Origin of the sequence: Bifidobacterium sp. WCA-178-WT-4B (genome assembly GCF_009696495.1) — a bacterium.
In the GTDB taxonomy this organism is placed as follows: domain Bacteria; phylum Actinomycetota; class Actinomycetes; order Actinomycetales; family Bifidobacteriaceae; genus Bifidobacterium; species Bifidobacterium infantis.
In genome coordinates this window covers 43,389-69,443 of the sequence record NZ_VULV01000012.1, presented here as the reverse complement: position 1 = coordinate 69,443, position 26,055 = coordinate 43,389, and the positions used below count along the sequence as shown (strand labels likewise).

Here is a 26,055-nt window from a genome sequence, read left to right as displayed (position 1 = left end):
TGGAAAGATTTAAGGAGTGTATGAAATGACTGATGAAACGCAAGAAACCAAGAGCCTGCTGACCCAGGCCGAAAAGGATCAGGCCGTTAAGGCGGCCCGCACCAACGACCTGCGTCGTCTGATCGCGATCCTGTTCGTCATCTACGGTGTGATCGTGACGATCGTTGGCATCGTGGCACCGAACATGAACGGTGCCGACACCAACGGCATTGCGATCAACCTGTGGACCGGCATCATCATGCTGGTCATCGGAATCCTCTTCGAGGTGTGGTGCCGCGTCAAGCCGCTGTCGGCCGACGACATCATCGCCTCCGCCGAGGAGTCGGCGCGTAAGGCGCAGGTTAAGCACGAAGGCGACAAGAAGTGATTCTCGCCTGACCTTCGTCGGTCGAAACGGGTCCGTGATCGGACGTGGTTCATAACCGACGCAAAAGGGACCATCGGAGCAATCCGACGGTCCCTTTTCGTGTTCGTTGTGTGCATACAATGCCGAAATATCCCATCAGTCGCACTAGGGTGTGTTTACATTATTTAGGTTTTGTGTGATGATTGGCGTGTGTGTACGCCGGGGTATGGCATCACGCTTGACCGGGTTCATGAGGGTCGCGCACCTGTTGCCGCGACAGAGCGGCAACGTGGCGGTCGACAACTACAGGTTCGTCAACGCCCTGCTGTGGATGTGCAGGACGGGAGCCCCGTGGAGGGACCTGCCGGAGTGCTAGCGGGAGCACGCTCGTCGAGATCCATCCGGGCCCGGGCAACGAGCACGACGCGGCCCACGGGCGCCGCTCGATGGCCACGCCCGGCGCGTTGACGCCTTGATCCTGCCTGTCACCGCAGTCGCCGGCAGACTCGCCTCCGGCCAGGTCAGCAGGCGTGACGGAGATTCGTTCGTCACCGTGAACGTGAAGTTGGGGGCATCGGACGGCACGTCGATCATCATCCTCGACGGTCTCGAGGAAGGTGACATGGTGTCCGCGACAACTCCGAATCTCACACCGGGAGCGCAATCATGAGCACACTCATCCGGTTGGAACATCTGAGCGCCGAAGTCCGGCTGCCCGACGGCGAACGCCTGACGACGGTGGACGATGTCAGCGCATCATTCGAGAGGGGAACGTCCACCGCCATCATCGAGGGCACATGGCTGACCGGAGCGGACGAACCCGCCACGCTGGAAACCGCAGTCAACGAAAGCGCCCGCCAATACGTGCATGATGGCACCCACCATCTACGTCAACGCGACCACACTGCAACGCTACTGGCCGCAAGCCTGGGACCCGAATCGGCTCTCTTGCTCCGGCCATCAAAGCCATACGGCTGCAACCCGCGCTGGCGTTGCGATGAACCAGAAGCCATTCTGAACAAGCCCGCCGACAGCTGGATGGTCGGCATTCCGATCATCGATTGCATCCGGTAAACAATCCGCTTGCGGGATGTGTATCATGGTCGAGATGCCGCAACCGCAGAATGTCGACTATTAGCATACAGATACATACTATTGTCTTACGTAATGATGTTGGAGGTTAATGTGAGCATGGCATCCGTCACAGTCCGCGTGGATGCGGACACCAAGCAGAAAGCCGCAAACATAGCCGAGGATCTCGGTCTGGACTTGTCTTCGGTCACCCGCGCCTTCTACAAGCAGATTGTCCGGGAGAGGCGCATTCCCCTAAACCTTTCCTATACGACCGTGCCGCCTGCAACCATGGAGGCCCTTGACGAGGCGAAGAACAGGCTCGACGACGGCCGACCTCGCTTCAACAGTGCCGATGAGATGTTCGATTCGTTGGGAATCTGATCAATGCTCAAACCGGATTACACGGCGGCATTCCAGCGAGATATCAAGAAGCTCAAACGCAAGCACGCTGATTTACGCCCGCTGAAAGAAGTCATTCGTCTGGTGCTTGAGGACACGGCGGACTCCAAGGAAGCATTGAGGCGTAGGCATCGCGCCCACACACTTACCGGTGATCTAAACGGCGTACTGGAATGCCACATCGGCAATGCCGGCGACTGGCTGCTTCTATGGATTCGCGATGATGGTATCGCCATGTTTATGCGAACCGGCAGCCATGACGAACTGTTGGGCAAATAGCGGGTTTACAGCCTGCTTTGAACCAGCCGATGGCGATTTGAGTGCGGCAGCCGGCCGTGCCCGCAGAAGTCGGCATCGCCGCGCAGCGTGCCGGTCTGCAATCGCTGATTGATGAGGAGGAGTCCAGGCTCGAAGCCCTGGGATTCACCGGCGACAACCTGCTTGCCGAACCATGACGGCCGCTCACGCCGGAGACCATGCGCCTGCTGGCGGGCTTGCTGGAGGAACTGTACGCGAACATCGCCAAGCATGCCGACCCGGGCGAATGGTACGCCATCTGCGTCACCTTCGACACGGACGCCATCCACGTCTCCGCCAGTGACACCATCGCATCCGATGACACGAGACTCGGCCTGGGCAGCGGCCTCGACCGCTACCGGACCATCATCGAAACATGCGGCGGCACCTTCCAGACCCACACCGAACAAGCCCACTGGCAACTGGAGGCCGTCATTCCAATCAATGGCGACCGGTAAAACATGCATTCGCAGACCAGCCATGTCAAGCAATCGCATGACAGCATATTCACGCAGGATCGCGCCTCATTTCGGCTGATCCCGCACGCCCTGTTCCGACGCGAATTGTTCGGCGATTTGCCGTGCGTGGATGTTCTTGGCTTCGTTAACGAAGTCGGCGCATGCCTTGCTGCCGTAGAGCGCCTCACCACACGGGTCAGCGAAACGCGGGTCGCCGGCCAGCGCGGAGCGGATGGCCCCGAGCGAGCCGGACAGCGGCATGGCGTTCATCACGGTCGCGGTTTGATTCTGCGCCTCCTGGGTGCGGGCGGTCTTGATGTCCCGGTCCAGGATTCGTTCGGCGTATTGCGCGCCAACATCAAAAAATGCAAGCGACTGAAAGACCTGGCTGCTTCCCTTCGCGATATCTACTGTTCTGATTTGACCGGCCCAGTCGTATATATCCTGAAATAATTGTCGATGAATCTGCTGCAGTTGCCGCAAAGTACCTTGAGCGACAGGAGGATTCGATTGGAATTCCAACATTCTGGCAGATACAAGATCGTTTTCAGCCGCTTCAAGTTCTGTAACGGTTGTGGCACCGATAAGATTGCGCAGTACGTTTGTGCCGGAAATCAGATATGGGTTCAAAGGTTTCGGGCAGTTCAATCATACGGATTCCAGACCGTATCGGCGACGTGTACTATTAACCAATTCGTGTGCGTCTATTTGTTCTTCGATATAGTCGCGCGCGTCTGCAAAAAACGAGGATGTGACATCGCCGCCTTCCATACGGGCAGAATGGAAGGCTTCCGCCACTCTCATCGCACGTATCTCTTGTTCCGTCATGTCAACCTCCTCATTGCAAACAATCATACCTACCGGAATAGGTTCCTGCAGAATCGGCAATCCCGTTCCGAAAAAGCGAATGCACTAATCAAAAGACACTTGCATAACCACCGCTACGCATCGCCAATAACATACCGATGAGCCAGAATGAGGCCCAGGCCATGATGCTAATCCGCGAATGACACTGGTCAGAGTGGCAGGTACATTGGTCTTATGGCTAAGCGCAAACATACCGGCACTGTTGTTATTGCAATACTGGTCGCTATTCTGCTGGCGGTGGGCGTTTCCGGCTGGCTGTTCTGGCAGTCGGCACAACGGGTGATCGGCGAGGCACAGCAGGCGGGCGAATATGCGGCCGAGGCGCAGCAATCCGTCGGGCAGGGCGACTTCAAGCAGGCGCTTGAGCAGATGGACAGTGCGGGCAGTCACATCGTCGCGGCGCGAGACGAAACCCAAGGCATGCTATGGCAGGCCGCAGAATACGTGCCGTATTACGGTTCGGACGTGAAGGCGGTGCGCGGCATGCTGGATGCGGCCGCCGACGCCGCGACCAACGCCCTGCCCAAAATCGACAGTGCCGCGCAGGGCACGTTGGTGGACTTCAATATCGAAGAGCTGCTGTCCGGCATGAACTTCTCCGACGGCACGCTTTCCATTCCCAAAATCGCTTCCATCAAGCAGGACCTGTCCGACGCCGGTGCGGTCTTGAAGCGCGTCAAGACGTCGATTTATGCGCTGCCGCAACCCCGCACGGAACAGATCACCGAAATGGTCAACCAGGGCAAGCAGGTAGTGGACCAAATCGATGAGACTTTCGACACCTTGAACACCATCGTCGAAAAGATCCCGGGCTGACGTTGGTTCGTTCTTGTCGTATATTGGCGTAACCTCCGCATAAGGCTAGTCCATACAAATTTATGTTTAAATTTGGGATAGGAGGTGCCAATATGCCGACACGCACACCAATCCCGGTCAGTCGGGCGATGCGTCAGATATCCGCCAACCTCGATTTGGCGCGCAGACAACAGCGCATTCCCGCAGCCTTGCTGGCCGAGCGGGCTGGATTATCCATGCCAACGGTCACCAAAATGCTGCGTACGGGTAATGGCAGCTTTGAGAACTTCCTCCGCATTGCTCGTCTGCTGGACTGCTGGACGGCGTACAGCAAGCGACGGACCCTCTTAACACAGATATCGGCAAATTACGCGCCGACGAAGACACTCCGAAACGTATTCGATAGTACAGCAGGAGGCGCAACACATCATGGAAGCAATCGTCACCCTGCAGTTCAACGGCACAGACGTCACCGTCGGGAAATTATTCACCAGTATCAGGCGCGGCATCGAATCGGCACATTTCACATACGATACGGCCTATATGCGCTCTTCAAACGCAGTATCCCTCTGTCCAGAGATGCCCCTCTCCCCCGGAACGTTCCCGGCCGAGCATAATGCGATGCATCGCATCTTTCAAGACTGCATGCCGGATCGTTGGGGCAGGAACCTCATGCTTCGTGCAGAACATCAAGATGCTCGTTCGGAGCATCGCACAGCACGCACACTATTTGAGGGAGATCTCTTGCTATCCGTCAACGATGAGACCCGACAAGGCGCATTGCGCTTCTGGAACAACGACGGTGACGAGCTAGCTCCCAGTGAGACCGGCGTTCCAAGAGAAGTGACCATTCAGTCCCGCATCCATAGCAATGATGAGCAGCTGCTTTGAATCCGGCATTGCGCGGCTTCGCGAAGCAAGCGCACAATGACTTCACATTCCTGCCTTGCACCAGCTGGCTGCAATCTGCGTATGGTCATGTATCTGTAGGCCGGCACGACTGCGGCTGATGGGTGCGGCGAATCGTGAGGCACCGTCTCCTCTTTCTATGGCGGCGGCATGGTCACCGGCCAGCCCATCGGCACCATGATCGGCTCTCGCATGATCAACAATGCGCAAGCCGGCTTCATCATCGGCGCCGTGATCATGCTGGCTTCCGGATTCGTAGCGCTTGCCATCTGACCTCGCGAGGAATCCTCAAAGGACATGGAACGCACCAAGATGACGCTCAAGGATCTCGCTGTCTCCTTCCACTTCCCGAAGTTCTCCACCTCGCGTGACTTCTACAAAGCGTTCGGTTGCCGAGTGTGCATGTTGCTCAGCTACCAGATGATCTCCGTGTACAACTCTACATCGTCGAGGATTACGTGCACCAGACCAAGACCGAGGCTGCCGGCACCATCGCCACCATGTCCATCATCACCATGGTCGTTTCCCTGACCGCTTCGCTGATCTCCGGCCCGATCTCCGACAAGATGCACACGCGCAAGGTACCAGTCATCATCGCCTCGCTGCTGTTCGCGATTGGCACCGCGATGCCGTGGATCATGCCGAGCGTCACGGGCATGTACCTGTATGCAGGCATCGCCGGCTTCGGCTACGGCGTGTACTCAGCCATCGACCAAGCGCTCAACGTCGACGTGCTGCCGAACAAGGAAGAGGCCGGTAAGGACCTCGGCATCCTCAACCTAGCCACCACGCTCGGCCAGGCGGTGGGCCCCACCATCACCTCGCCGGTAAAGACCGCGACCGGAGCTTTACGCCTGCATTCGCCATCTCCATCATCATGGCCGTGTGCGCCGCCGTGTTCGTGCTGCGCATTCAGAAGGTGAAGTAGACGCTGCAAAGTGCCCATCTCCGTTTCGAGGGGCTGATTCTGGCTTTGCGGAACATCGATTTCCATTTCGAGGGGCTGATGCCAAAGTAGCTACTGGTCAAAAACAACGGAATGACGTTGGAGTAATGCCATTTCTATCCGCGATCTGGCAGTTGATCAGCCCCTTGAAACGGGAGTAGACCTCCGACAAGCACGAAATCAGCCCCTCGAAACTGAATTTGGCTCAATGCATCGCCCGGCGCAATTATATCCCCGGTGCGGGTATACTATTTCGGGCCGTCACGATGACGTCCACGGAACGCACGCATGGCAAAGAGAGAAGCATGAGTCAGCCTGATACCGACATGGCAAAGCAGTCGCCGTCCTCGCAACAGGAAACGCGGATTAGGATGGATGCCCCGCAGCATAAGCCAAAACAGGCAGACGAATCGAGCGCATTAGGCGAGCAGTCAACTGAGCCGACTAGCCAGCACAATAAACACGCTCTGCACACGAACCTGAAGCGCGGCATGGAGTCGCGCCACCTGCAGATGATCTCGTTGGGCGGCGTGATCGGCACCGGCCTGTTCCTGAGCTCCGGATACACCATCCAGCAGGCGGGCCCCATCGGCACCATTCTGGCGTATGGCATCGGCGCGCTGATCGTCTACCTGGTCATGCTCACGCTCGGCGAACTGTCCGTGGCCATGCCGGTGACCGGTTCCTTCCATGTGTATGCCGAGAAGTTCATCGGCCCCGGCACCGGTTTCGTGATCGCGATCCAATATTGGCTCACTTGGACGGTGGCTCTCGGCTCCGAATTCACCGCCGCCGGTCTGCTCATGCAACGATGGTTTCCGGACAGTCCCACATGGGTATGGAGCGCGGTGTGCATCATCCTCATCTTTACCTTGAATGCCCTGTCCGTCCGATTCTTCGCCGAAGCGGAATTCTGGTTCGCCTCGATCAAGGTGTTCGCTATCTGCGCGTTCATCGTCATCGGATCGCTCGCCATCTTCGGCGTCATCCCGGTCGCCGGCTACCAACATGCCCCGATGTTCGGCAATCTCATCAAGGACGGCGTCTTCCCCAACGGCTTCATGCCGGTGTTCGCCACGATTCTGACCGTCAACTTCGCATTCTCCGGCACCGAACTCATCGGCGTGACCGCCGGTGAGACGAGGGACCCGCAAACCGCCGTGCCGAAAGCCATCCACACCACCCTGTGGCGTCTGGTGCTCTTCTTCATCGGCTCAATCACCGTGATGTGCGCGCTGATTCCGTGGCGCAAGGCCGGCGTGGGCGAAAGCCCGTTCGTGCTCGTGTTCAACGGCATAGGCATCCCCTATGCGGGAGACATCATGAACTTCGTGGTGCTCACGGCCGTGCTCTCCGCCTCGAATTCAGGCTTGTACGCCTCCACGCGCATGGTATGGTCGATGGGCAACGAGGGCATGATTCCGCGCTGGTTCGCCAAGACGAACCGCCGAGGCGTGCCGATGCTCGCATTGTGCGCCGCGATGGCGGGAGGCCTTCTGGCGCTGCTCTCGTCCGTGGTGGCCGCCTCGACCGTCTATCTGGTGCTGGTGGCCCTTTCCGGCCTGTCCGCCGTGGTGGTATGGATCGCCATCGCCTACTGCCAGATCGTGTTCCGCCGCCGTTGGCTGGCGGCCGGCCATGGCGTGGACGAGCTCAAATACCGTACGCCCGGCTACCCGTATGTGTCCTGGGCGGCGTTCATCCTGTGCACCGCATCGTTCGTGCTGGTGGTTTTCGATGCCGAGCAGCGGTTCGCGCTCGTGGCCGAGCTCGTGTTCATCGCGGTCTGTTACGGCATTTACTTCCTGCAACAATGGTGGCGGAAACGCGGAAAAGCGTCTGACAGCGAAGACGATCTATCCATGCCGTGGGCCAATCAACACTGATTGAACGATTGCATTTTGTTCCGGGTTCCAGCTCCGGTTCTTTGCCTTGCGGATTGCGCATATCCGAACAATAGATACAACACAATAAAAAGCCATATTTGATTGGAATGCCGTCCATCCCCATGCATAGGTCAATAGAAGGCCGGCAAACAGATAATAGACCGCGAGGGGCGGTGACGTTCGGATGATGATAACCGAGCGTCACCGCCCCTCGCACTCATTGCGGGATCAAACCCACGAATCAGTTCTCCGCATTCTCGCGGAGAGCCTCCTTGGCGTCGTTCTTGACCTCGGTGGCCTTCTTGGCGGCCTCGGCTTTGGCGACATCCGCCTTGGCTTTGGCCTCGTCGAGCGCATCCCCGGCCTTGTCCACCAGGTCAGAGGCCTTGTCGGTAGCCTTGTCTTTGATATCGCGGGCCGTATCGGCAACTTTGCTGCCGGCCTGTTTGGCAAGATCCTTCGCATCATCGATCAAACTCATGGTTGCTCCTTAGTACATGTATGCATGGAACTACTGAAATTGCTGACAATACTGTTCGATTATTCTTGAGTTGTGGTGAGCCTTACTTGCGACGTTCTCGCGCAAATATCCAGCTCACGAATAATTATACATAGCGTGAGTGAATGGAATCCGTCAACTCGGCAACCGTCAAATGAATTTCAACGGCTCATGCAGACTGCAATCTCAATGGTTCTCCACATTCCCGCAGCAACGGATCGCCCCTTGCCGTGCGCCGCCTCTTGACTTTTTATGAGCACGCGCCAATCATGGAATATATGGGGATTGTAATCAAACGCATATATGAGGAGCCGGCGGCATCGGACGGGTTCCGCGTGCTGGTGGACCGCCTGTGGCCGCGCGGCATGACAAAGGAGCGCGCGGCCCTGGACCTGTGGCTGAAGGCCGTCTCCCCTTCTCCTTCGCTACGCAAATGGTTCGGCCATGACCCCGCGAAATTCGCGGAATTCCAAGCCCGGTACGTTGCCGAACTTGACGCCAATACCGCCGTCGAAGACCTGCGCTGTATCTGCGCGGAGCATCCCGACGTGACGCTGCTGTATGCGGCCAAAGACCCGCAAGTCAATCATGCCTTGGTACTGCGCGACTATCTCAATGAGTCACTTCAATAATCGGCAGCACAAGCAAATGTTCAAAAACGACATTCGCTTCTCGCGGCGATTTCGAATTCCAAAGTTCACACCAACGGCTTGCGTACATCCAGTTCGCAAGTGATGCCAGTCTCCTTGCGAGCCCATTCCGCCGCCTGCAATGCGGCGATGTTCCAGAGCGCGTGCGGCACACCGCCGAAATCCGGATGGGAACCCCAGAACGTGATGTCATCGGAGTATGCGGTGATGACCGAATCCTCCGTAACCGGCATAATCGTGTGGTAAAGCCGATCGGCCAGCGTGGATACGAATTCATTGGCCGCGGCAAACGTGTCGATGAGATGCTGCTCGGCAGTCACCGGCGGGCCAACCAGCTCCCAGGATTCGACATCCGTAGCGCTCCATTGCGCGGCCTCGCCGTCCACCTCGCGCTGCAGTGAAACGAACAGCCTAGCGAACTCGTCCGAGGTCAGACCTGTAACTCGACGACGGGTCGAGAGTTCAATCGGAGTCATCAACTTCTCCTTTCCATGTATTTATGCATCATATGCTCTTAAGGGTCAAATTCGATTCATGCGGACGAACGAATCCATCTAGTAAACGAAAAGCATGGCTGCAATGCATTACAGAATTGACTCAAAATCCCCAGATGAATGCTTTTTCTTGTAAATCGGATATACTGGCGCGAGAACAGTGCGAGAAAGAGGCGAGGATGATCGAGAAACAATCGCGGAAGCAAACGGCAACATACGCCAACCTGCAGAACGACCAGTCCGGTCAGCCACAGCAAGGCAAGCCGCGCAAGCCGTCGCTGCATGCACGCTGGAAAACCATGGGCCAGGCCATGCGCATGGAGATCCGCGAGCATAAAAGCTCGTTCGCGGTCTATGTGGTGCTGCGCATGCTGGTGCTCGCCATGGCCGTTCTCCAGTTCTTCAACGGGAACTATGAGAACGTGTTCCTGTGCATCCTGACGCTGATGCTGCTGCTGGCGCCGGCGTTCATCCAAGTGCGGTTCCGCATCGAGCTGCCTTCGGTGCTTGAGGTCATCGTGCTCGTGTTCGTGTTCTCGTCCGAGATTCTTGGCGAGATCAGTTCGTTCTATGAGATCTTCCCGTTCTGGGACACGGTGCTGCATACCATGAACGGCTTCCTCGCCGCGGCGATCGGCTTCTCGCTGGTCGACCTGCTCAACCGGTCCAGTCGGGTGAAGTTCGAGCTTTCGCCCCTGTATCTGGCAATCGTCTCCTTCTGCTTCTCCATGACCATCGGCGTGATCTGGGAGTTCTTCGAATTCGGCATGGACCAGATGTTCGGGGTCGACATGCAGAAGGACGCCATCGTGCACTCCATCAGCTCGGTGATGCTCGACCCCACGCACACCAATCACGTGATCCACCTCAATGACATCACGCAGACCGCGGTCAACGGCCACGACCTAGGTCTTGGCGGGTATCTCGACATCGGTCTGATCGACACGATGGAGGATCTCATCGTCAACTTCATCGGCGCGGTCGTGTTCTCCGTGTTCGGCTTCCTGTATGTGAAGAACCGCGGCAAGAAGGACTCCATCATCAGTCGTTTCGTGCCGCAACGCAAGTCCGCCGACCGCGACTATCTGCGACTGGTGATCGATGGCGGGAGCGCGGCTGATGCCAAGGCCAAAGCCGGCGGTGTCAGCGCTGACGATAGTGCTAACGCCAGTGCGGCCGGCACCGATTCAGCTGATGCAGCCGGAGCCAAAGCCGGCAATGCCGACGCCGCCCCGACCGTCACCGCCAAGCCTTGAGCACGTTCTGCGGCACTTTCGAAGCGTCGAGACGGTAGTGCCCGGTGACCGTCACGTGCTTCTTGAAGGCGAAGTAGTCGTTTTCCCGCTGCTGTTTGCGCCATGTTGTGAATCACATACGGTGCACGCCCCGCGGTCAGCCGTGACACACTCGCCGATAACTGCGACTGCAGCACGCCGCCCAGATAGCGTACCACCAACGCGCCGCCCACCGTCAACGCCATGATCAGCACGATGGCGACGATTCGCCCTGTTCGCCGCCCGGCCCGTCGGCCCGTCTCATATCCCGTTTCCGTCAGATGCCGCGCCATCCCCGATTTCGCCTCGCCGTGTGATTCGATGATTCATGAACGTATTCGGGTCACACTGTGATCGTCCGACCCGCCGCCCGCACCTCCCAATCCGCCCGGTGCTTGAACTTGTGGGGCTTTGGCGGTATCGCGACCGCAGCATCGCCATGCTCATCTCCAGCCATCAGCTCAACGAATTGCAGGAGTTGTGCGGGCAATTCCTGTTCATCAAAGGCGGCCGGCTTGCGGACGAATTCGCCGGCGAACAGAAGCGGATCACGGTTATCGAGCTTGGCCGGCCGCTCGGTGTCGCGAAACGTGCGGCGGTCGCGGCTTTGGATCCGGCCGCCGTCATTCATACTGATTCTGCCGGCCGTGAACCTGTTCAACTCCGATTTCATGAAAGTCAGCGGAAAGACCGGTTCGGTGAGTGTGCTGGATTTCCTCGCTGGCGATTTCGTCGTACAGAACATGCTGATGCTGCCACCCGGTTCTCGACCGGCAGTACGAGAGCGCGGACCACACCGTGCACCTCGATGTGAAGGTAGACGAGGACACGGTGTGGCTTAACAGACAGCAATTGGCATTGCTGTTTGGCCGCGATATCAAAACAATCGGCAATGCATATCGGCAATGCATTGAGGGAAGAGCTCAATGGATTTTCAGTTGTCGCAGAATTTGCGACAACTGCATCTGACGGTAAGACATACCAAGTCGAGCATTACAACTTGGATATGATCCTGTCGGTCGGATACCGCGTCAAATCCAAGGAAGGCATCTATTTCCGGCGATGGGCCAACTCAGTTCTGAAGCAGCATCTCGTTGATGGTTATATATCATCAATCGCAAGCAGCTTGACGCACTTCACGCCGTCGTCAAGGTGCTATCGAGGTCCACCGAACCGGAGATTGCTGGCACCGCCGAGATCCTGGAACGATATTTGCCGAGTCTTGTGCTGCTTAACGACTATGGCACAGGCAATGTCCCTATACCCAAGGGCGACGAGTCCCAGTGGGTCTTGACCTATGAGGACGCGATGCTGTTCATCCGGTCGATGCCGTTCTACACGCAATCCGATCTGTTCGGGAGGGAACGCAACGGTTCGTCCCAAGGAATCGTCGCAGGACTCTACCAGACGTTCGAAGGCGAAGAACTGTACCGTTCCCCCCAGGAGAAAGCCGCTAACCTGCTGTATCAAGTTGTCAAGGATCACCCGTTCTCCGACAGCAATAAACGTTGTGCCGCCGCACTGTTCGTGTATTTCCTGAACGGCAACGGTATACTGGGCGACGATGACTCCCTGCTTGTGGAGAGCAACGCCTTGGCGGCGATGACGCTGATGATTGCACTGTCCGCACCTGCAGAGAAGGACACGATGATCGCACTAGTCGAGAACTTCCTCATACGGCACGAATCACAGGAGATCAATTGAGAGACCGTCAATGAAGGGTGTGCATCAATCACGTTCTTGCATTGCGCGACTATCTGTACGAGTCGTCTGAACGACCTGCTGGGAGTGCCCTTCGCGGAAAACCAACAGCAGACCGGAGGCCGCATCCACTATGTGTTGTTCAACCCTTGGGCCGTGCGCAGCAATGGGGCATTGAACAGTTGCGATTCGCCACTGATGAAGCTGCTGGTGCGTGCCATTTACGCCATTGTGGGCGTCAGCGTCGAGGAAGCGATCGTTCCCATCGCCCATCTGATCGACAACCCGCCGCACGCGGCGCTGTCGGCGTTCATCAAGACCAAACCCGTCGATCTCACTATGAACACCTTCAACAGGGGCACGGCGGTTCGGTTGGACGATATCACCAAAAAGCTGCTGAATCGCTAGCTGTCATAGCACAAGGCCTTAGGCAGAACACCCGGAAATCGAATGGGTAGATGGATCGTGTCTCCCCTTGACTTCCGGCAAGCGCACGCCAATCATGTGTCGTATGGGGATTGCAATCAAACGCATATATGAAGAACCGACTGCGTCGGACGGGTATCGGGTGCTGGTGGATCGCCTGTGGCCGCGCGGCATGACGAAGGAACGTGCGACGCTGGACCTGTGGATGAAGGACGTCACTCCCTCTCCCCTCCTGCGCAAATGGTTCGGCCACGATCCCACAAGATTCGCCGAATTCCGCACGCGTTACATCGCCGAGCTCGATGCCAATGCCACAGTGGACAGTCTGCGCCGCATCTGCGCGCAACATCCCGACGTGACCCTGCTCTACGCCGCCAAAGACCCACATATCAATCACGCCCTCGTGCTGCGCGATTATCTTGATTGAATATTGAATCAAGACAATCGTCGTTTCAGTCCATCTGCGAGATTTTCGCCGATTTTCGTATCCTTGAATCGAAGCGCACAGTCGTCACTCCTTGGTTTGCCAAGCAAAGGGATGCCTCCAAACCAAATCAACCCGTCATCGATTATGGCGAAATCGGAACACGATTCGGCGGTCCGGACAATGCACCCAATAGCGCGCAGCCGATTGATATTCCGCTCTATTCGTGTTCTGGTTGCCGCCGCAGCAGTCGCCGGCAAACGAACATAAACTTCGATGAGCGCTTTCCTGTCGGCCAGTCGGAGCAATTCATCGTCAATTGCGCTGAGTCCCTGTTGCGACACATATTCAGCCGAGATAATCAGGGAACGTGCGCAACCGGCAATATCCTTGCGAAGTATCTCTGCATAATTCGTGGCCGTAACGATGCTGCCTTCGAATAATCCGTCAGACCGTGTGTCGAGCAACGCATCCGCAGCATCTTCGCCCTGCGTCGCAGCCGTCATGCGAGCGCGCAACGCTTCCGCCTTTGCACTGAGCATGTCCATCTTCTCAGCATGGTCAGGATTTACCGAATATCCTTGATTTGCGTATGCCTTCAGCCGTTTTCGATACATGACAGCAGATAACGGCACCGTCACGTCGATGTAATCATAGACACGAACCTCGGTCTTGCCATCATTCTCGCGATGAAGTCGCCCCACATATTGCGAGAGAGTACCCTCAAACGAGACCGGAGCGGCAAGCAGAAGTGTGTCAAAACGCTTCTGGTCGAATCCTTCTCCGATATAGCTACCCGTAGCCACTACAGTCAGGCTCTCATTATTCGGCACCAAGGATAGATCATGCATTTTTTTGGTTATTCGCTGTTTGCGGTGGGGCGGGCATAGGTTAGTGTTTCGGGTTCGATTCCCTGTCAGAAAAATAATCGAGTGCGGGATTACGGCCGGTAAAGCTCCTGCTGTGGATGCGGATGCGCGTCAGCCTTACGGTGGTGCTTTCCCAAAACGCGGATTGTACGAGGTGTGGGACGGCACGCGGATTCGGCCGTTTTCTCCCCGCCGTCCCACAGCGCTCGCAATGAACGGTTGTGGCTAATCATGGAGCTGCAGCGGGAATCGGCGTTATTCCGCGGTTTCGACAGTCGCCGGTGTGGGACGCTACGGACGTTAAACGGTTGACTTGTCTGCCATCCCGCGTTCTTGAGGGACGGCACGGACGGCAAACGATTGACTTGTCTGCCGTCCCACAGATATTGGGATGCGCGCGGCCGCCTGCTGCCCATAGCGGGTGTCGGTCACCCCCCCCTGCTTCCGAAATACGCGACTCAACTTTCTGTAGGCATCATGACGGCATGACGACGACGGACAGTCGAAAAGACCCCATGATGCCTCAACAGCCATCAACCGCAAATATCAAGAGGCCGAAAATCTATGAGACAAGCAGCCTCGGAAAGTGACCTCGGAAAACCTCAGACCCTACAAATGGCTTTATTGCAAGGGTATATGCCGGTTCAAACTCCACTAATAGAACAAATAGAACAGCCGGCTCAGGCACGGCGCGGCAAATGCGCAAACCGGCCGCGATAGTAGTAGCGTGGTGCATACCAGTAAACCATGCGAGGAGAACAGCCATGATCAATGAGGAATACAAGGCCATGCTTGGCGGCAAGTCCGTGATTCGCGAACTGAGCGAGTACGCCACGAGCCGCGGTGCCGAAATCGGCTACCAGAACGTGTTCGATTACAGCCTTGGCAATCCCTCGGTGCCGGCTCCGAAATCCTTCACCGACGCCATGGTCGACCTCTACGAAAACGGCGATCCGGTGGCCATCCACGGCTACTCCCCCTCGCTCGGCATCCCGTCCGTCAAGGACGCGATCGCCGAAAACCTCAACGAACGTTTCGGCATGGCATACACCGGCAACCATATCTTCCCGACCACGGGCGCGGCGGGCGCGCTGTCCCACGCGATGCGTGCGGTGACCAAGCCGGGCGACGAGATCATCACCTTCGCCCCCTACTTCCCCGAATACCAGCCGTACGTCAAGGGCACCGGCGCCAAGCTGACCATCGTGCCGGCCGACACCGAGAACTTCCAAATCAACTTCGACGCATTCGAGGCTGCGCTTAACCCGAACGTGCAGGTCGTGCTTATCAACACCCCGAACAACCCGTCCGGCGCGGTGTATTCGGCGGACACGCTCAAGCGTCTGGCTGCGATCCTGACCGCCAAGCAGGCCGAATACGGCCACGATATCTTCCTGATCAGCGACGAACCGTACCGCGAAATCGTGTTCGACGGTGCCACCCAGCCCTACCCGGCCAGCTTCTACGCGAACTCGCTGACCTGCTACTCGTGGTCGAAGTCGCTGAGCCTGCCGGGCGAACGCATCGGCTATGTCGCGGTGAACCCCACAGCCACCGACGCCGACCTGCTCGTGCCCATGATGGGCCAGATCTCGCGCGGCACCGGCCACAACTGCCCGCCGAGCTCGATTCAGCTGGGCGTGGCCAAGGTCATCGACCAAACCGCCGATCTCAACGTCTACGAGACGAACATGAACCTGCTCTACGATGCGCTGACCGGCATCGGCTTCGACGTGGTGCGCCCTGGCGGCACGTTCTACATCTTCCCCAAGGCGTTGGAGGACGACGCCGTGGCGTTCTGTATGAAGGCCAAGGAATACGACCTGATCCTCGTGCCATCCGACAGCTTCGGCGTGCCCGGATACTTCCGCATGGCCTACTGCATCGATACGGAGAAGGTCAAGCGCTCGATCCCCGTGCTCGAAAAGTTCGCCCACGAGGTGTACGGCCTGTAAACACGGACCGCAAGTAACAAACACAGGAAAGGGGTTGCCATGGAATACACCGAAGACGCCGATCGTCGCGAACTGCTGCTGCACAGCGCCTATGACTCCGATACGGTCCGGGCCATGGAGCGACCCCTGCTGGACAAAGGCGTGCCGCTGATGCGCATGGCCGCCCAGGCCGCGGCCCACATGGCGGCCGGTATGCTGGACGACGAGGATCTGGCGCTGGAGGACACGTCGATCGTGCTGCTGGCCGGGGCCGGAGACAATGGTGGCGATGGTCTGTTCGCGGCCGCCGCGCTGGCCCAGGAGGGCGCGAACGTCACCGCCATCGCCGTGGGCCGGTCGTTGCATGAGGCCGGATTCGCCTCGTTCGTGCGCGCCGGAGGCAAGGTGCTGGTGCTTGATCCCGCGGCTGATATTCCCGGTTGCGCGTCCGGGTTTTCCGCCGGTGAGGCCGGCGAGCGACTGCAGACCGCCATCGCCGTGGCCAGGAAATCGCATCTGATCATCGACGCGATGACCGGCATCGGCATCCAAGGCTCGCTACGCGGCATTCCCGCCGCACTCGCCTCCGCCCTTGGTCTCGACGGCGAGGCCCCCGATGATCCCGCCTTGCCGAACCGTGAGTCGTCAGGCGATTTTCCGCTGGTACTTGCTGTGGATACGCCATCCGGCGTCGGTGTAAACGATGGTTCTCTGCCCGGCCCGTACATTCCGGCCACGGTCACGGTCACGTTCGGCGCGATGAAGCCGTGCGCGGTGCTGCCGCCCGCCACGTTCGCCTGCGGCCGTATCGAGTTGTTCGATTTCGGATTCGATATCGACGACAAGGATCCGGACGTCGAGGTGGTGGATAATTCGTTCGTGTCCGACGCGGTCCGTCTCCCCCGGTTCGAGGATTCCAAATACTCCCGGGGCGTGGTTGGTCTGGTGACCGGCTCGCAGCGCTACCCCGGTGCCGCCGTGCTCACCACCAGCGCCGCCGCCCGCGCGAACACCGGCATGGTCCGGTATCTGGGCCCGGAGCGCGCGCAGAACATGGTGCTCACCGCACTGCCGGAAGCCGTGATCGGCAAGGGACATGTGCAGTCCTGGGTCGTGGGGTCCGGCGTGCCCGAGGCTAGCGTCGAGGACGCCGACGGCGATATGCAGCGGGACACCATCGCCGCATTGCTCAAGCATTACACGCTCGGCAGCGAGGATGAGAACAAGGACGCCTACGATATGCCGCCAATCGTGGTGGATGCCGGCGCACTTGACCTGCTGCCGGAGCGTGTGCCCGGCCAGGTGGTGATCACGCCACATGCCGGCGAGATGGCGAAACTGCTCAACCGGTTCGAAACCGCCGCCAGCACCGCGGAGCACGCCGATTCGCACGAGCCGTACACCGCCGACGACGTGCGGTTGAACCCGTTGGCCAGCGCGAAGCGCGCCCACGAGCTCACCGGCGCCACCGTATTGCTGAAGGGCGCGGTGACCATCGTGGTGGATGAGGACCACGTCTATGCGTCGGGCAGCGCGCCGGCCTGGCTGGGCACCGCCGGCGCGGGCGACGTGCTGGCCGGTCTGACCGGCGCCCTGCTCGCCCAGCAGGATGACGTGGCCACCACGGCCGAGACCGTGGCCTCGGCCGCATACCTGCATGGCCTGGCGGCGGCGATCGCCTCCGAATCCGAGCAGCAGGGCTGGCAGGAGCCGGAACTGATCGGCCGCGAGCATCGCCAGCGCTTCATGACGCTCGGCCACCCGATCGTGGCCGGCGACGTGGCCCACGCCATCCCCGAAGCCATCGCCGACGTCATCTCATAACCTTGTTGACCTCCCTCTGACGAGGGAGATGTCTCGGCAAAACCAAGACGGAGGGAGAGAAACATAAGCCTCAAACTCCACATACCCCCGACCTATACACAAACTCCGTACACTAAATCGCAGACCTCACCCAACGACCCAAACACACAAGGAACCATCATGGCCAACTCCCCCATCACCGACGTGATTTTCGACTTCTGCGGCGTGCTGCTGGACTGGAACACCCGCGCATGCCTGGAAGGCCGATTCCCCGATGAAATCGTGGAACGCATCTGCGCCGACGACGACCCCTGCGGCTTCTTCCACTACGAGGACCGCATGGACGCCGGCGAGGATTTCGCGGACATCTACCCGGATGTGGTACGCGAACAAGGCCAGGAACTCGCCGACATCTTCAAGTTCTACATCGGCCACTACGCGGACGCGCTGCCCCGCACGCTGCCGGGCATGGTCGAACTGCTGGCAGATTTGAAGGCCCACGGCTACGGCGTATGGGGTCTGACCAACTGGTCGCATGAGACCTTCCACCTGGCCTTCGAGAAGTACCCGCGCCTCGAACAGCTGCTGCAGGGCACCGTGGTCTCCGGCGTGGAGAAGATGCACAAGCCGAACGCCGACATCTACGAGCTGGTCCTGACCCGCTTCGGTCTCACGGCCGAGCGCTGCGTGTTCTTCGACGACACCGCCAAGAACATCGTCGGCGCCAACGAGGTCGGCATCCACAGCATCCTCTTCGAGAACGCGTCGCAGGCGCGCGAATCGCTCGCCGAACTCGGCGTACGCCTGTAAGTCGCCAGACGTTGCATCGCGGCATCGGACGGCGAGCCGATTATTGACGACGATCCAACCCAATGCCGCGCCGAATACAGCAACCGGCTTATTCCGCCGAGTCCGCGCCCTTCAGCCCGGTATACAGCGTGTAGTACCGCCCGTGCGATGGCGAGCAGCTGGCGCTGGCCCCGGCTCAGCGCCGCGCTTGCGGGCGGTCGGGTCGCGTTTTCGGACGGCTTGACTTCCGGATAGCTGAAGTCGACGTCGTTGAAGCCTATGGACCCATCCTTGACGACGGTGACCGGCGTTTGGCGGCCGGCATGTCACACTGTTCGGTGAACACTTCGACGACGCGGCGCGGAGGCCGACGACATCGTGATCATCACGATCGTCATGGACAGCATCACCAGACTCATCAGAATGTTTATGCAGTACATGAGCAGACTGGTCAGATCGCCGGCGTTCAGGTCGCCCGCAACGATGAGGTTGGCGCCCAGATAAATCGGCGCCATGCGCCCCGAGACCACGAACACCATGCACATGGCCACCAGCAGCGGGGTGATGATCGCATCCCGTTTGAATTCGCCGATGTGTTGCATCAGCACTTTGGCAACCCTCACGCTTGGCCCTTCCCGCTCGTGTCGATGCCATTAGGTTACCAATGTGGCGCATATCCCGTTACACAGCGTCCGCGATATGCGAGGCGTCTCATATTGTGTCGCCACAGTGGATTGATGAGGTTATAAACCCGTGTGGCGACCATCCCTAGCGATATAAATAGACTTTATGACACTGCTGCAGCTGAAATACATCGTCAAAATCGTCGAGTGCGGCTCGATGAACGAGGCCTCCCATGCCCTGTACGTCTCCCAGCCGGCCCTGAGCTCATCGGTCAAGGAATTGGAGAACGAGCTGGGCATCGAGATCTTCACCCGCTCCTCGCAGGGCATCGCCCTGACCGTGGACGGCGCGGAATTCCTGACCTACGCCCGTCAGGTGCTCGACCAGGCCGATCTGCTCGAAGAGCGCTACAAGCACGCCAAACCGCGCAAGCAGCTGTGCCAGGTCTCCACCCAGCACTACATGTTCGCCGTCGAGGCGTTCGTGGAGATGATCAGCTCCATCAAGTCCGACGAATACGAGTTCACCATCCGCGAGACCCGCACGCGCGACATCATCAACCAAGTCGCCAACATGCAGTCCGAAATCGGCATCATCTACCTGTCCGATTTCAACAAGGACGTGATCGGCAAACTCCTGCGCGAGAAGCACCTCGAATTCCACCCGCTCTTCCGCGCGCCGCTGCACGTGTTCATCTCGCGCAACAACCCGCTGGCCGCCAAGAAGGTCATCACCATGGAGGACCTGAAACCTTACCCGTTCATCCAGTACGAGCAGGGCGAGGAAGGCTCGTTCTACTTCTATGAGGAAGCGGTCTGGCCGGAGTACTCCCCCAAGCAGATCAACGTGACCGACCGCGCCACGATCCTGAACTTCATCATCGGCCTCAACGGCTACACGGTGTGCACCGGCATCGACAACGGCGACCTCAACAACGAGAAGATCGTCACCGTGCCGCTCGACACCGACGAAACGATGTTGGTCGGCTGGATCACGAACGAGCGTTCCAAGCTCTCCAAGGCCGCCGAAACCTACCTCACCAAGCTCAAGTCCGTAGTCGCCGATCACGGCTACAAGCTCATTGATTAGGAGTAAGTGAAACAGGCATGGTCAGCAGTGAGATATACTGTGATTAAGCCAACCCCGCTGGGGAAATGGAAGTAAGAGCCGGCCCCTGAGTATCTCAGGGGCCGGCTCTTGCGCTATTGAGACTGACTGGCACAACCAGTTTGATGGCCTCCGACTACTTGGCCGAGATTACCGATGTGGCGGCTGTCGCGGCGAAGCCTTTGAGCACTTCAATCATCACGTCGCGATCTTCGACATCAATGTTGCGGGCCGCGGCGAGCATAATCGGCAGTGACTGTGTCAAATGCGAAGTGAGGTCGCCGAATGTGTCGTATCCGCCAGCCTCGAAGATGGCAAACAGGTTTTCGATGAACTTGCGGCGATGCTCGTCGTCGTATTTTGCCATCCATCCGTTGATCGTGCGTGCCAGGTATCGCGCGCTACTTGTCAGTCCATCAGCCTGTACGAATTGGCCATGATCGACTTGCCAGTGCAATGCGAAATGCTGCATGATGCTGGCACCGTCGCTGCTGACCACCGTATAGCCGTCTTCCACATGCTCACGAGTCTCAAACAGCATGCCGATGATCGACAAGCCCGGTACCGATTTATGGATCTTCGACGCAATGCGTACGTACCCGTCTTCATCGAAGAACACCTCATCGAATCCAGGCCCATCGTGCGAATATACGACCGTGATACGTTCCTGAATCTCGCTAGGCACATTGGCCGCCGCATACACCGCCAGATTGCCGCCTTTGGAATGGCCGCCGACCATAATCGGCCCGGCCCAATGGCCAGCCAGCTCGGTCAGATAACGCGCGGCGGCCTCCTGCGAGGCGACCGCGCGGCGGAACGCCATCATGAAGTCCTCTTTCCACCCGACGATTGAGCTGTCGGTACCGCGAAAAGCCACATAGAGCGTGCCGTTACCCAGTTCGAACACGCAGGCCGAGAATTGCTTGGTGGTTTCGGCATCGAATTCGTCCACGTATGCGCCCACGCGTAGGTTCCTCCAACGTGGGCTCTCGCTCATCGCACGTAACAGATCGACATTCATCGAAGGCGACCACACCTTGCCGAACATGTCGTCATAGCATTCGGCGCGTAGCAGGTCGCGGATGGAGACCGCGGGAATCATGCCACTGGCGTCCGCCGAATCCTCGTGATAGCGCGGCACGTTATCCGGCATGCGCGCGTAGGCCAGCTGGGACAGGGCGAGACTGTCCGCCTCGGTGAACGGCAGTGCGGCGAAAGTGTCGAAATGTTGCCGAATATCGTCGGTGATGTTCCCCATAGCGGCCTTCCTTGTTCGAATGCAACGAACCTACGGTAATTCTACGCCGAGCGGGTTTTCATCACAGGCGAGCCGGTCCCAGAGTTTAGAACCCTATCTCGCCTTCAGGGGGCTGATTTGGCCTTCTGGAGACATTTATCTCCGTTTCAAGGGGCTGTTCATCCGTCATATCCCGAGTATGAGCGGCATCACCCCAACGTCATTCCGCCATTTTCATGCTGCTTCTACTTGGGCATCAGTCCCTCGAAACGGAAGTAGATCTCTGGAAACCACGACATCAGCCCCTCGAAACGGAGATAGCATCAATTTAGGCCCAGATTGCCCGTTACAGCATCGGGTAATACTTACCGTGATCGATTTTGGCGGCGATATCACGTAATTCGGCAGCATCTCGGCGGTCTTCTTCATTACCTTGCGACAACTTGTTCGCTTTGCTGTCCAGATGATGCTCGATGCCGAAGTAACTGCATATCCCCACGAGCGCAAACAGCCCTATACCAACTAACCAGTTCATAGCACGCTCCTTGCCAAAGCTTCTGCCTTAATATGGTACTGCTGTTCATGGAACGTAATAAAAAAGCGGGCTCGCAAGCCCGCTTTTGGTTTTAGGTTGAAGACGATCAGGCGCCGTATTCCTCAAGGTAGGCGGCGGCGCGCTGCTGGATGTCGTGGCTGAGCAGCGGGGTGCCGTCGGGGTTCTTCATCTTGGCGGCGGCGTCGAAGATCTCGCGCACGTTGGCGATGGAGAGAACCGGGAAGCCGAATTCGGCTTCCACGGCCTTCACGGCAGACAGGTCGGAGTCCTTGGTCTTCTCCATGCGGTCCACGGAGAGCACGAGACCCACGACCTCGACGTTCGCCTCGGCCTTGAGTTTGGGGATGACTTCGCGCACGGCGGTGCCGGCGGTCATCACGTCGTCCACGAGCAGCACCTTCATGCCGTCGGTCAGCGGGGTGCCGACCATCCAGCCGCCGTCGCCGTGGTCCTTCTTCTCCTTGCGGTCGAAGGTGTATCCAATGGTCATGTTGTGGCCGGCGTTCAGCGCGATCGCGGTGGACACGGCCAGCGGAATGCCCTTGTAGGCGGGGCCGAACACGGTGTCGATGTTGCGGGGAATCGTGTTGTGCACGATGGCCTGGCTAATCTTTTCGGCGTAGAACGCGCCGAGCGCGGCGATCTTCTTGCCGTCGTCGAAGGCGCCGGCGTTGATGAAGTACGGGCTCTTGCGGCCGGACTTCAGCGTGAAGTCGCCGAACTTCAGCGCGTTGGATTCCAACAGGAATTCAGTGAAGCGATGTGCGAGTGTTTCTGCCATGATGTTCCTTACCTCCAAGTCTGTCCTGCGGCCAGTTTAGCAGCGAGTTCGGGACGGCTGTCCAGCAGGTCGTCAAGTTCGCGGGCGACGCGCAGCGGGGCCACCGGGTCGAAGAGCGCGGCCGCACCCACTTCGACGGCGTTCGCGCCGGCGTACAGGTATTCGAGCGCCTTCTCACCACTGTCGATGCCGCCGAGTCCGATGATCGGAATCTCCGGCAGTGCGGTGCGCACCCGATAGACGGCTGCCAGGCCGACCGGCAGCACGGCCGGGCCGGATACGCCGCCGGTGACGTTGGCGATGATCGGCTGGCCGGTGCGAATGTTAATGCGCATGCCTTTGAGCGTGTTGATCATGCTCAACGCGTCGGCGCCATGTTCCACGGCCGCACGGGCCGGCACGGTGATGTCGGTGACGTTCGGCGTGAGTTTGACGATCATCGGCTTGTCGGTCATCGGGCGCAGCCTGTCCATGAGGTTGGCGAGGGCCACCGGGTCGGTGCCCACGCTCATGCCGCCGGCGGAAATGTTCGGGCAGCTGACGTTGATTTCCAGCATGTCTGCGTTGGAGTCGGCGAGCTTTTCCACGACCGCCGCGTAATCGTCGTCGCAATGTCCGGCGACATTGGAAATGACGAACGCGCCCGCGGCCTTGAGCTTGGGCAGGTCCTCGGCCAAGTAATGGTCGATGCCGGGATTCTGCAGGCCCACAGCGTTGATGTTCGCGGCCGGCGATTCGGCGGTGCGCGGCGAAGGATTGCCCTCCCACGGCACGGGCGAGGCGCCCTTGGTGCATACGGCGCCGAGCTGGCTGACGTCGTAGAACCAGCGGACAGCGGCGTACTGGAAGGTGCCGGAGGCGGTGCCGACCGGATTCTTCCATTCCAGACCGGCCACCTTGGTGTGGTGCTTCCACACGTGGGGCTCGTACAGGTTGATGTGGTTGTCGCTGCCCTGCGCGGACTGGTTGTTTGTGGCCATCGTCACTCCCCCCATCCGAGCTGTTCGCGGGTGAACACGGGTCCGTCGGAGCAGACCTTGAGGCGGCCGTCCATGGTGTCGATGGTGCACAGCACGCAGGTGCCGTAGCCGCAGCCCATGCGCTGTTCCATGCTCAGCTGCGCGGGGATGCCGCGTTCGGCGGCCCAGGCGGCCACGGCCTTCATCATAGGCAGCGGTCCGCAGGACAAGATGATCGGCTTGCGATCGTAGGCCTTCAGGTCGTCGCCTTGTTCGAGTTTGTCGAGCAGGTCGACCACGTTGCCTTCGGCGTCGTCGATGCTCCACGACCAGTCCGCGTACCGGGAGACGTATTCCTCAGCGAAGTGGTCGTTGCGGTAGCCGAATACGGCGGTGGCAAAGGAGGCGTCGTGTTCGGCGAGCTTTTGCGCGGCGTAGATTAGCGGGGGCACGCCGAGTCCGCCGCCGACGAGAATGTAGTTGGCGTCTTCCTTGAGGTTGAAGCCGCGGCCGAGCGGGCCGAGCACGTCGACGGTGTCGCCGTCTTGCAGTCCTGCCAACTGTTCGGTGCCGTGGCCCACGACGGCGAAGATCACGCTGACTTCGTCGCCGTCGACTTCGCTGACGCCGAACGGACGCGGCATGAGCATGAAGTCGTCGTGCGTGAACAGGTTGACGAACTGGGCGGGCTTGGCGTGGGAGGCGATGAACGGGTCGCGGAATGTCAGTCGCATCACGCGGTCGGTCAGTTCCGTAACCTGCGTGATTTCGACGTTGTGGCGCGGCGGGAAGAATCCGGCCGCAGTCGCCTCCGCAACCACATCATGGGTGGGGGTGAAAGTTGTCATTTCATTCCTATTCAGCACATCAAGCTCCCCCTATCAGGGGAGCTGTCAACCGCAGGTTGACTGAGGGGTAGTTAAACACACTCGGCTCCGGTTTCCAGCCCACACTCACGTATAGCCCACAGCCGGACAATCTACCTACCTATATACGGCAACCCGCAGATTATCGCGCATGTCGAGCGCCGCCTGGCGCGCGCTGCTCGCCACAAGGTCCAGCGCCTCGTCGGCGGTCATGGATTCGGAGTACTTGCCGCTCTTCTTCCATGCGCCGATGATGCCGCGCGACGAGTTGACGATGGCGCCGCTGCCCTGCTTGTCGAACATGCCTGCCACGTCCGCGGCCGTGCCGCCCTGCGCACCGTAGCCCGGCACGAGGAAGAACGTGTGCGGCATACGTTCACGCAACGCCTTGCCTTCCTCGGGGTGGGTGGCACCGACCACCGCGCCCACGCGGGAGTAGCCGTGGCTGCCGATGGTCTCGGCGCCCCAGCCTTCCACGAGATCGGCCACATGCTCGTAGACCTTCGTGCCGTCGGCCAGGTCGAGCATCTGCAGTTCGCTGGAGGACGGGTTGGAGGTGCGCACGAGCACGAAGATGTCCTTGTCGGCTTCGGCGGCGGCCTCGACGAACGGGGTGATGCCGTCGGTGCCGAGATACGGGTTGACGGTCACCGCATCCTCATGCCACGGGTCGAAGTCGCCCACGCCGTTCAGGTGGTGGGCGTAGGCGGCTGCAGTGGAGCCGATGTCGCCGCGTTTGATGTCGCCGAGCACGTAGAGGCCCTGCTGGGCCGCGTATTCGCAGGTCATCGTGTAGATGTCCACACCGGCGGGGCCGAGCGCCTCGTACATGGCGATCTGCGGTTTGACGGCGGGCACGATGTCGGCGATGGCGTCGATGATCGTGCGGTTGTATTCGAAGTAGGCGACGGCCAGCTGCGCGGATTCGATTTCCTCCGGGGATTCGACCGAGTCACGCACCTCGTCGGCAAAGCTCGCCACGACCTGCGGCGGTACCAACGCCTCGGTGGGGTCGAGGCCCACGACGCTGGGGTTCTGAGTGTTGTCAATCGCTTCGATCAGGCGATCCATGCTGCTCCTTATGT

Annotated in this window: 34 protein-coding genes and 3 pseudogenes; 24 read left to right on the top strand and 13 right to left on the bottom strand. The window is 59.1% G+C overall.

The window, feature by feature from the left end; translation table 11 throughout:
• The first annotated feature begins 25 nt into the window (after positions 1 to 25).
• The 8 genes and pseudogenes from FYJ31_RS09015 to FYJ31_RS12885 all read left to right on the top strand — a co-directional run bounded on the left by FYJ31_RS09015 (position 26) and on the right by FYJ31_RS12885 (position 2,574).
• Positions 26 to 367: a hypothetical protein gene (locus FYJ31_RS09015; RefSeq protein ID WP_012577722.1), complete on the top strand. Its 342-nt coding sequence runs from the start codon at positions 26 to 28 to the stop codon at positions 365 to 367.
• Positions 368 to 572: 205 nt separating this feature from the next.
• A pseudogene (locus FYJ31_RS09010) lies at positions 573 to 713 on the top strand (transposase); the annotation flags it as partial.
• Between the two features lie 93 nt (positions 714 to 806).
• Positions 807 to 1,016, top strand: a pseudogene (locus FYJ31_RS09005) (hypothetical protein); the annotation flags it as partial.
• The gene (locus FYJ31_RS13330; RefSeq protein ID WP_229774018.1) at positions 1,013 to 1,420 is read left to right on the top strand and encodes a hypothetical protein; all 408 of its coding nucleotides are present in this window, start codon (positions 1,013 to 1,015) and stop codon (positions 1,418 to 1,420) included. The pseudogene FYJ31_RS09005 and the gene FYJ31_RS13330, both read left to right, overlap by 4 nt.
• Before the next feature lie 111 nt (positions 1,421 to 1,531).
• Entirely contained in the window at positions 1,532 to 1,801 is a 270-nt protein-coding gene (locus FYJ31_RS08995) for a type II toxin-antitoxin system RelB/DinJ family antitoxin (RefSeq protein WP_326831199.1), read from the top strand.
• Positions 1,802 to 1,804: 3 nt separating this feature from the next.
• Positions 1,805 to 2,098 carry a type II toxin-antitoxin system RelE/ParE family toxin gene (locus tag FYJ31_RS08990; RefSeq protein ID WP_154536511.1) on the top strand — a complete coding sequence of 98 codons (294 nt, stop codon included), beginning with the start codon at positions 1,805 to 1,807 and terminating at the stop codon, positions 2,096 to 2,098.
• Between the two features lie 41 nt (positions 2,099 to 2,139).
• Positions 2,140 to 2,274: a hypothetical protein gene (locus FYJ31_RS13085; protein WP_268234342.1), complete on the top strand. Its 135-nt coding sequence runs from the start codon at positions 2,140 to 2,142 to the stop codon at positions 2,272 to 2,274.
• 21 nt (positions 2,275 to 2,295) lie between these two features.
• Positions 2,296 to 2,574 (top strand): hypothetical protein, encoded by a 279-nt coding sequence (locus tag FYJ31_RS12885; protein ID WP_229774017.1) that lies wholly within the window; start codon positions 2,296 to 2,298, stop codon positions 2,572 to 2,574.
• 66 nt (positions 2,575 to 2,640) lie between these two features.
• On the opposite strand, the gene FYJ31_RS08980 is transcribed toward FYJ31_RS12885, so the two are convergent.
• Both FYJ31_RS08980 and FYJ31_RS08975 read right to left on the bottom strand, forming a co-directional pair.
• Positions 2,641 to 3,222 carry a Fic/DOC family protein gene (locus FYJ31_RS08980; protein ID WP_229774016.1) on the bottom strand — a complete coding sequence of 194 codons (582 nt, stop codon included), beginning with the start codon at positions 3,220 to 3,222 and terminating at the stop codon, positions 2,641 to 2,643.
• Entirely contained in the window at positions 3,223 to 3,402 is a 180-nt protein-coding gene (locus FYJ31_RS08975) for an antitoxin VbhA family protein (protein WP_154536510.1), read from the bottom strand.
• A gap of 213 nt (positions 3,403 to 3,615) precedes the next feature.
• On the opposite strand from FYJ31_RS08975, the gene FYJ31_RS08970 reads away from it, so the two are divergent.
• The 6 genes and pseudogenes from FYJ31_RS08970 to FYJ31_RS08940 all read left to right on the top strand — a co-directional run bounded on the left by FYJ31_RS08970 (position 3,616) and on the right by FYJ31_RS08940 (position 7,977).
• Positions 3,616 to 4,257: a moaA protein gene (locus tag FYJ31_RS08970; RefSeq protein ID WP_154536509.1), complete on the top strand. Its 642-nt coding sequence runs from the start codon at positions 3,616 to 3,618 to the stop codon at positions 4,255 to 4,257.
• 92 nt (positions 4,258 to 4,349) lie between these two features.
• Positions 4,350 to 4,642, top strand: a pseudogene (locus FYJ31_RS13220) (hypothetical protein).
• Positions 4,643 to 4,665: 23 nt separating this feature from the next.
• Positions 4,666 to 5,127: a HipA N-terminal domain-containing protein gene (locus FYJ31_RS08960; protein WP_065472456.1), complete on the top strand. Its 462-nt coding sequence runs from the start codon at positions 4,666 to 4,668 to the stop codon at positions 5,125 to 5,127.
• Between the two features lie 168 nt (positions 5,128 to 5,295).
• Positions 5,296 to 5,418, top strand: coding sequence for a hypothetical protein (locus FYJ31_RS13080; RefSeq protein WP_267904166.1), 123 nt, complete (start codon positions 5,296 to 5,298; stop codon positions 5,416 to 5,418).
• 185 nt (positions 5,419 to 5,603) lie between these two features.
• The gene (locus FYJ31_RS12880; protein WP_234897953.1) at positions 5,604 to 6,068 is read left to right on the top strand and encodes an MFS transporter; all 465 of its coding nucleotides are present in this window, start codon (positions 5,604 to 5,606) and stop codon (positions 6,066 to 6,068) included.
• Between the two features lie 328 nt (positions 6,069 to 6,396).
• Entirely contained in the window at positions 6,397 to 7,977 is a 1,581-nt protein-coding gene (locus FYJ31_RS08940; protein WP_154536508.1) for an amino acid permease, read from the top strand.
• 241 nt (positions 7,978 to 8,218) lie between these two features.
• Here the strand turns inward: FYJ31_RS08940 and FYJ31_RS08935 are convergent, their stop codons facing one another.
• On the bottom strand, positions 8,219 to 8,458 hold the full coding sequence (locus tag FYJ31_RS08935) for a hypothetical protein (protein ID WP_014483708.1): 240 nt from the start codon (positions 8,456 to 8,458) through the stop codon (positions 8,219 to 8,221).
• A gap of 296 nt (positions 8,459 to 8,754) precedes the next feature.
• On the opposite strand from FYJ31_RS08935, the gene FYJ31_RS08930 reads away from it, so the two are divergent.
• Positions 8,755 to 9,108 carry a DUF488 domain-containing protein gene (locus FYJ31_RS08930; protein WP_065472452.1) on the top strand — a complete coding sequence of 118 codons (354 nt, stop codon included), beginning with the start codon at positions 8,755 to 8,757 and terminating at the stop codon, positions 9,106 to 9,108.
• Positions 9,109 to 9,173: 65 nt separating this feature from the next.
• Here FYJ31_RS08930 and FYJ31_RS12510 read toward each other — a convergent pair whose 3' ends face one another.
• Positions 9,174 to 9,602, bottom strand: coding sequence for a hypothetical protein (locus FYJ31_RS12510; protein WP_071477856.1), 429 nt, complete (start codon positions 9,600 to 9,602; stop codon positions 9,174 to 9,176).
• 317 nt (positions 9,603 to 9,919) lie between these two features.
• On the opposite strand from FYJ31_RS12510, the gene FYJ31_RS08920 reads away from it, so the two are divergent.
• Entirely contained in the window at positions 9,920 to 10,876 is a 957-nt protein-coding gene (locus tag FYJ31_RS08920) for a hypothetical protein (protein ID WP_229774026.1), read from the top strand.
• Positions 10,877 to 11,237: 361 nt separating this feature from the next.
• Here the strand turns inward: FYJ31_RS08920 and FYJ31_RS08915 are convergent, their stop codons facing one another.
• Positions 11,238 to 11,525 (bottom strand): hypothetical protein, encoded by a 288-nt coding sequence (locus tag FYJ31_RS08915; RefSeq protein ID WP_229774014.1) that lies wholly within the window; start codon positions 11,523 to 11,525, stop codon positions 11,238 to 11,240.
• A gap of 261 nt (positions 11,526 to 11,786) precedes the next feature.
• Between FYJ31_RS08915 and rhuM the strand changes: the two genes are divergently transcribed.
• From rhuM to FYJ31_RS08895, 4 genes are all read left to right on the top strand, one after another.
• Entirely contained in the window at positions 11,787 to 12,188 is a 402-nt protein-coding gene (rhuM, locus tag FYJ31_RS08910; protein ID WP_229774011.1) for a RhuM family protein, read from the top strand.
• Positions 12,107 to 12,598: a type II toxin-antitoxin system death-on-curing family toxin gene (locus FYJ31_RS08905; RefSeq protein ID WP_229774009.1), complete on the top strand. Its 492-nt coding sequence runs from the start codon at positions 12,107 to 12,109 to the stop codon at positions 12,596 to 12,598. The genes rhuM and FYJ31_RS08905 overlap by 82 nt, the downstream gene beginning before the upstream one ends.
• 84 nt (positions 12,599 to 12,682) lie before the next feature.
• Positions 12,683 to 13,003 carry a hypothetical protein gene (locus FYJ31_RS08900; RefSeq protein WP_065472580.1) on the top strand — a complete coding sequence of 107 codons (321 nt, stop codon included), beginning with the start codon at positions 12,683 to 12,685 and terminating at the stop codon, positions 13,001 to 13,003.
• Positions 13,004 to 13,106: 103 nt separating this feature from the next.
• A complete protein-coding gene (locus FYJ31_RS08895; protein WP_071477906.1) occupies positions 13,107 to 13,448 on the top strand; it encodes a DUF488 domain-containing protein in 342 nt (113 codons plus the stop codon).
• Positions 13,449 to 13,456: 8 nt separating this feature from the next.
• Here the strand turns inward: FYJ31_RS08895 and FYJ31_RS08890 are convergent, their stop codons facing one another.
• Positions 13,457 to 14,296: an RNA helicase gene (locus FYJ31_RS08890; RefSeq protein ID WP_154536507.1), complete on the bottom strand. Its 840-nt coding sequence runs from the start codon at positions 14,294 to 14,296 to the stop codon at positions 13,457 to 13,459.
• 782 nt (positions 14,297 to 15,078) lie between these two features.
• Between FYJ31_RS08890 and FYJ31_RS08885 the strand changes: the two genes are divergently transcribed.
• From FYJ31_RS08885 to FYJ31_RS08875, 3 genes are all read left to right on the top strand, one after another.
• Complete coding sequence (locus FYJ31_RS08885; protein ID WP_029680103.1) at positions 15,079 to 16,269, top strand: pyridoxal phosphate-dependent aminotransferase; 1,191 nt, start codon at positions 15,079 to 15,081, stop codon at positions 16,267 to 16,269.
• A gap of 39 nt (positions 16,270 to 16,308) precedes the next feature.
• Positions 16,309 to 18,072, top strand: coding sequence for a bifunctional ADP-dependent NAD(P)H-hydrate dehydratase/NAD(P)H-hydrate epimerase (locus FYJ31_RS08880; protein ID WP_154536506.1), 1,764 nt, complete (start codon positions 16,309 to 16,311; stop codon positions 18,070 to 18,072).
• Positions 18,073 to 18,231: 159 nt separating this feature from the next.
• Positions 18,232 to 18,861: an HAD family hydrolase gene (locus FYJ31_RS08875; protein WP_071474949.1), complete on the top strand. Its 630-nt coding sequence runs from the start codon at positions 18,232 to 18,234 to the stop codon at positions 18,859 to 18,861.
• 305 nt (positions 18,862 to 19,166) lie between these two features.
• On the opposite strand, the gene FYJ31_RS08870 is transcribed toward FYJ31_RS08875, so the two are convergent.
• A complete protein-coding gene (locus FYJ31_RS08870) occupies positions 19,167 to 19,463 on the bottom strand; it encodes a hypothetical protein (protein ID WP_154536505.1) in 297 nt (98 codons plus the stop codon).
• A gap of 166 nt (positions 19,464 to 19,629) precedes the next feature.
• On the opposite strand from FYJ31_RS08870, the gene FYJ31_RS08865 reads away from it, so the two are divergent.
• Positions 19,630 to 20,553 (top strand): LysR family transcriptional regulator, encoded by a 924-nt coding sequence (locus FYJ31_RS08865; RefSeq protein WP_060621082.1) that lies wholly within the window; start codon positions 19,630 to 19,632, stop codon positions 20,551 to 20,553.
• 154 nt (positions 20,554 to 20,707) lie between these two features.
• On the opposite strand, the gene FYJ31_RS08860 is transcribed toward FYJ31_RS08865, so the two are convergent.
• The 6 genes from FYJ31_RS08860 to pyrF all read right to left on the bottom strand — a co-directional run bounded on the left by FYJ31_RS08860 (position 20,708) and on the right by pyrF (position 26,041).
• The gene (locus FYJ31_RS08860) at positions 20,708 to 21,829 is read right to left on the bottom strand and encodes a DUF2974 domain-containing protein (protein WP_154536504.1); all 1,122 of its coding nucleotides are present in this window, start codon (positions 21,827 to 21,829) and stop codon (positions 20,708 to 20,710) included.
• 325 nt (positions 21,830 to 22,154) lie between these two features.
• On the bottom strand, positions 22,155 to 22,343 hold the full coding sequence (locus tag FYJ31_RS08855) for a hypothetical protein (RefSeq protein WP_013140703.1): 189 nt from the start codon (positions 22,341 to 22,343) through the stop codon (positions 22,155 to 22,157).
• 106 nt (positions 22,344 to 22,449) lie between these two features.
• On the bottom strand, positions 22,450 to 23,145 hold the full coding sequence (pyrE, locus tag FYJ31_RS08850) for an orotate phosphoribosyltransferase (protein ID WP_065472429.1): 696 nt from the start codon (positions 23,143 to 23,145) through the stop codon (positions 22,450 to 22,452).
• A gap of 8 nt (positions 23,146 to 23,153) precedes the next feature.
• The gene (locus FYJ31_RS08845) at positions 23,154 to 24,125 is read right to left on the bottom strand and encodes a dihydroorotate dehydrogenase (protein WP_065472427.1); all 972 of its coding nucleotides are present in this window, start codon (positions 24,123 to 24,125) and stop codon (positions 23,154 to 23,156) included.
• Positions 24,126 to 24,127: 2 nt separating this feature from the next.
• Entirely contained in the window at positions 24,128 to 24,952 is an 825-nt protein-coding gene (locus FYJ31_RS08840) for a dihydroorotate dehydrogenase electron transfer subunit (RefSeq protein ID WP_065472425.1), read from the bottom strand.
• Positions 24,953 to 25,087: 135 nt separating this feature from the next.
• A complete protein-coding gene (gene pyrF / locus FYJ31_RS08835) occupies positions 25,088 to 26,041 on the bottom strand; it encodes an orotidine-5'-phosphate decarboxylase (RefSeq protein WP_029680095.1) in 954 nt (317 codons plus the stop codon).
• Positions 26,042 to 26,055 lie beyond the last annotated feature (14 nt).

What these genes read in the sequence shown, in the direction of transcription:
- FYJ31_RS09015 (WP_012577722.1), top strand. Translation starts at nt 26, where the DNA reads ATGACTGATGAAACGCAAGAAACCAAGAGCCTGCTGACCCAGGCCGAA.
- FYJ31_RS13330 (WP_229774018.1), top strand. Translation starts at nt 1,013, where the DNA reads ATGAGCACACTCATCCGGTTGGAACATCTGAGCGCCGAAGTCCGGCTG.
- FYJ31_RS08990 (WP_154536511.1), top strand. Translation starts at nt 1,805, where the DNA reads ATGCTCAAACCGGATTACACGGCGGCATTCCAGCGAGATATCAAGAAG.
- FYJ31_RS12885 (WP_229774017.1), top strand. Translation starts at nt 2,296, where the DNA reads ATGCGCCTGCTGGCGGGCTTGCTGGAGGAACTGTACGCGAACATCGCC.
- FYJ31_RS08975 (WP_154536510.1), bottom strand. Translation starts at nt 3,402, where the DNA reads ATGACGGAACAAGAGATACGTGCGATGAGAGTGGCGGAAGCCTTCCAT.
- FYJ31_RS08970 (WP_154536509.1), top strand. Translation starts at nt 3,616, where the DNA reads ATGGCTAAGCGCAAACATACCGGCACTGTTGTTATTGCAATACTGGTC.
- FYJ31_RS08960 (WP_065472456.1), top strand. Translation starts at nt 4,666, where the DNA reads ATGGAAGCAATCGTCACCCTGCAGTTCAACGGCACAGACGTCACCGTC.
- FYJ31_RS13080 (WP_267904166.1), top strand. Translation starts at nt 5,296, where the DNA reads ATGGTCACCGGCCAGCCCATCGGCACCATGATCGGCTCTCGCATGATC.
- FYJ31_RS08940 (WP_154536508.1), top strand. Translation starts at nt 6,397, where the DNA reads ATGAGTCAGCCTGATACCGACATGGCAAAGCAGTCGCCGTCCTCGCAA.
- FYJ31_RS08935 (WP_014483708.1), bottom strand. Translation starts at nt 8,458, where the DNA reads ATGAGTTTGATCGATGATGCGAAGGATCTTGCCAAACAGGCCGGCAGC.
- FYJ31_RS08930 (WP_065472452.1), top strand. Translation starts at nt 8,755, where the DNA reads ATGGGGATTGTAATCAAACGCATATATGAGGAGCCGGCGGCATCGGAC.
- FYJ31_RS12510 (WP_071477856.1), bottom strand. Translation starts at nt 9,602, where the DNA reads ATGACTCCGATTGAACTCTCGACCCGTCGTCGAGTTACAGGTCTGACC.
- FYJ31_RS08920 (WP_229774026.1), top strand. Translation starts at nt 9,920, where the DNA reads ATGGGCCAGGCCATGCGCATGGAGATCCGCGAGCATAAAAGCTCGTTC.
- FYJ31_RS08915 (WP_229774014.1), bottom strand. Translation starts at nt 11,525, where the DNA reads ATGAATGACGGCGGCCGGATCCAAAGCCGCGACCGCCGCACGTTTCGC.
- rhuM (WP_229774011.1), top strand. Translation starts at nt 11,787, where the DNA reads ATGCATATCGGCAATGCATTGAGGGAAGAGCTCAATGGATTTTCAGTT.
- FYJ31_RS08895 (WP_071477906.1), top strand. Translation starts at nt 13,107, where the DNA reads ATGGGGATTGCAATCAAACGCATATATGAAGAACCGACTGCGTCGGAC.
- FYJ31_RS08890 (WP_154536507.1), bottom strand. Translation starts at nt 14,296, where the DNA reads ATGCATGATCTATCCTTGGTGCCGAATAATGAGAGCCTGACTGTAGTG.
- FYJ31_RS08885 (WP_029680103.1), top strand. Translation starts at nt 15,079, where the DNA reads ATGATCAATGAGGAATACAAGGCCATGCTTGGCGGCAAGTCCGTGATT.
- FYJ31_RS08880 (WP_154536506.1), top strand. Translation starts at nt 16,309, where the DNA reads ATGGAATACACCGAAGACGCCGATCGTCGCGAACTGCTGCTGCACAGC.
- FYJ31_RS08875 (WP_071474949.1), top strand. Translation starts at nt 18,232, where the DNA reads ATGGCCAACTCCCCCATCACCGACGTGATTTTCGACTTCTGCGGCGTG.
- FYJ31_RS08865 (WP_060621082.1), top strand. Translation starts at nt 19,630, where the DNA reads ATGACACTGCTGCAGCTGAAATACATCGTCAAAATCGTCGAGTGCGGC.
- FYJ31_RS08860 (WP_154536504.1), bottom strand. Translation starts at nt 21,829, where the DNA reads ATGGGGAACATCACCGACGATATTCGGCAACATTTCGACACTTTCGCC.
- FYJ31_RS08855 (WP_013140703.1), bottom strand. Translation starts at nt 22,343, where the DNA reads ATGAACTGGTTAGTTGGTATAGGGCTGTTTGCGCTCGTGGGGATATGC.
- pyrE (WP_065472429.1), bottom strand. Translation starts at nt 23,145, where the DNA reads ATGGCAGAAACACTCGCACATCGCTTCACTGAATTCCTGTTGGAATCC.
- FYJ31_RS08845 (WP_065472427.1), bottom strand. Translation starts at nt 24,125, where the DNA reads ATGGCCACAAACAACCAGTCCGCGCAGGGCAGCGACAACCACATCAAC.
- FYJ31_RS08840 (WP_065472425.1), bottom strand. Translation starts at nt 24,952, where the DNA reads ATGACAACTTTCACCCCCACCCATGATGTGGTTGCGGAGGCGACTGCG.
- pyrF (WP_029680095.1), bottom strand. Translation starts at nt 26,041, where the DNA reads ATGGATCGCCTGATCGAAGCGATTGACAACACTCAGAACCCCAGCGTC.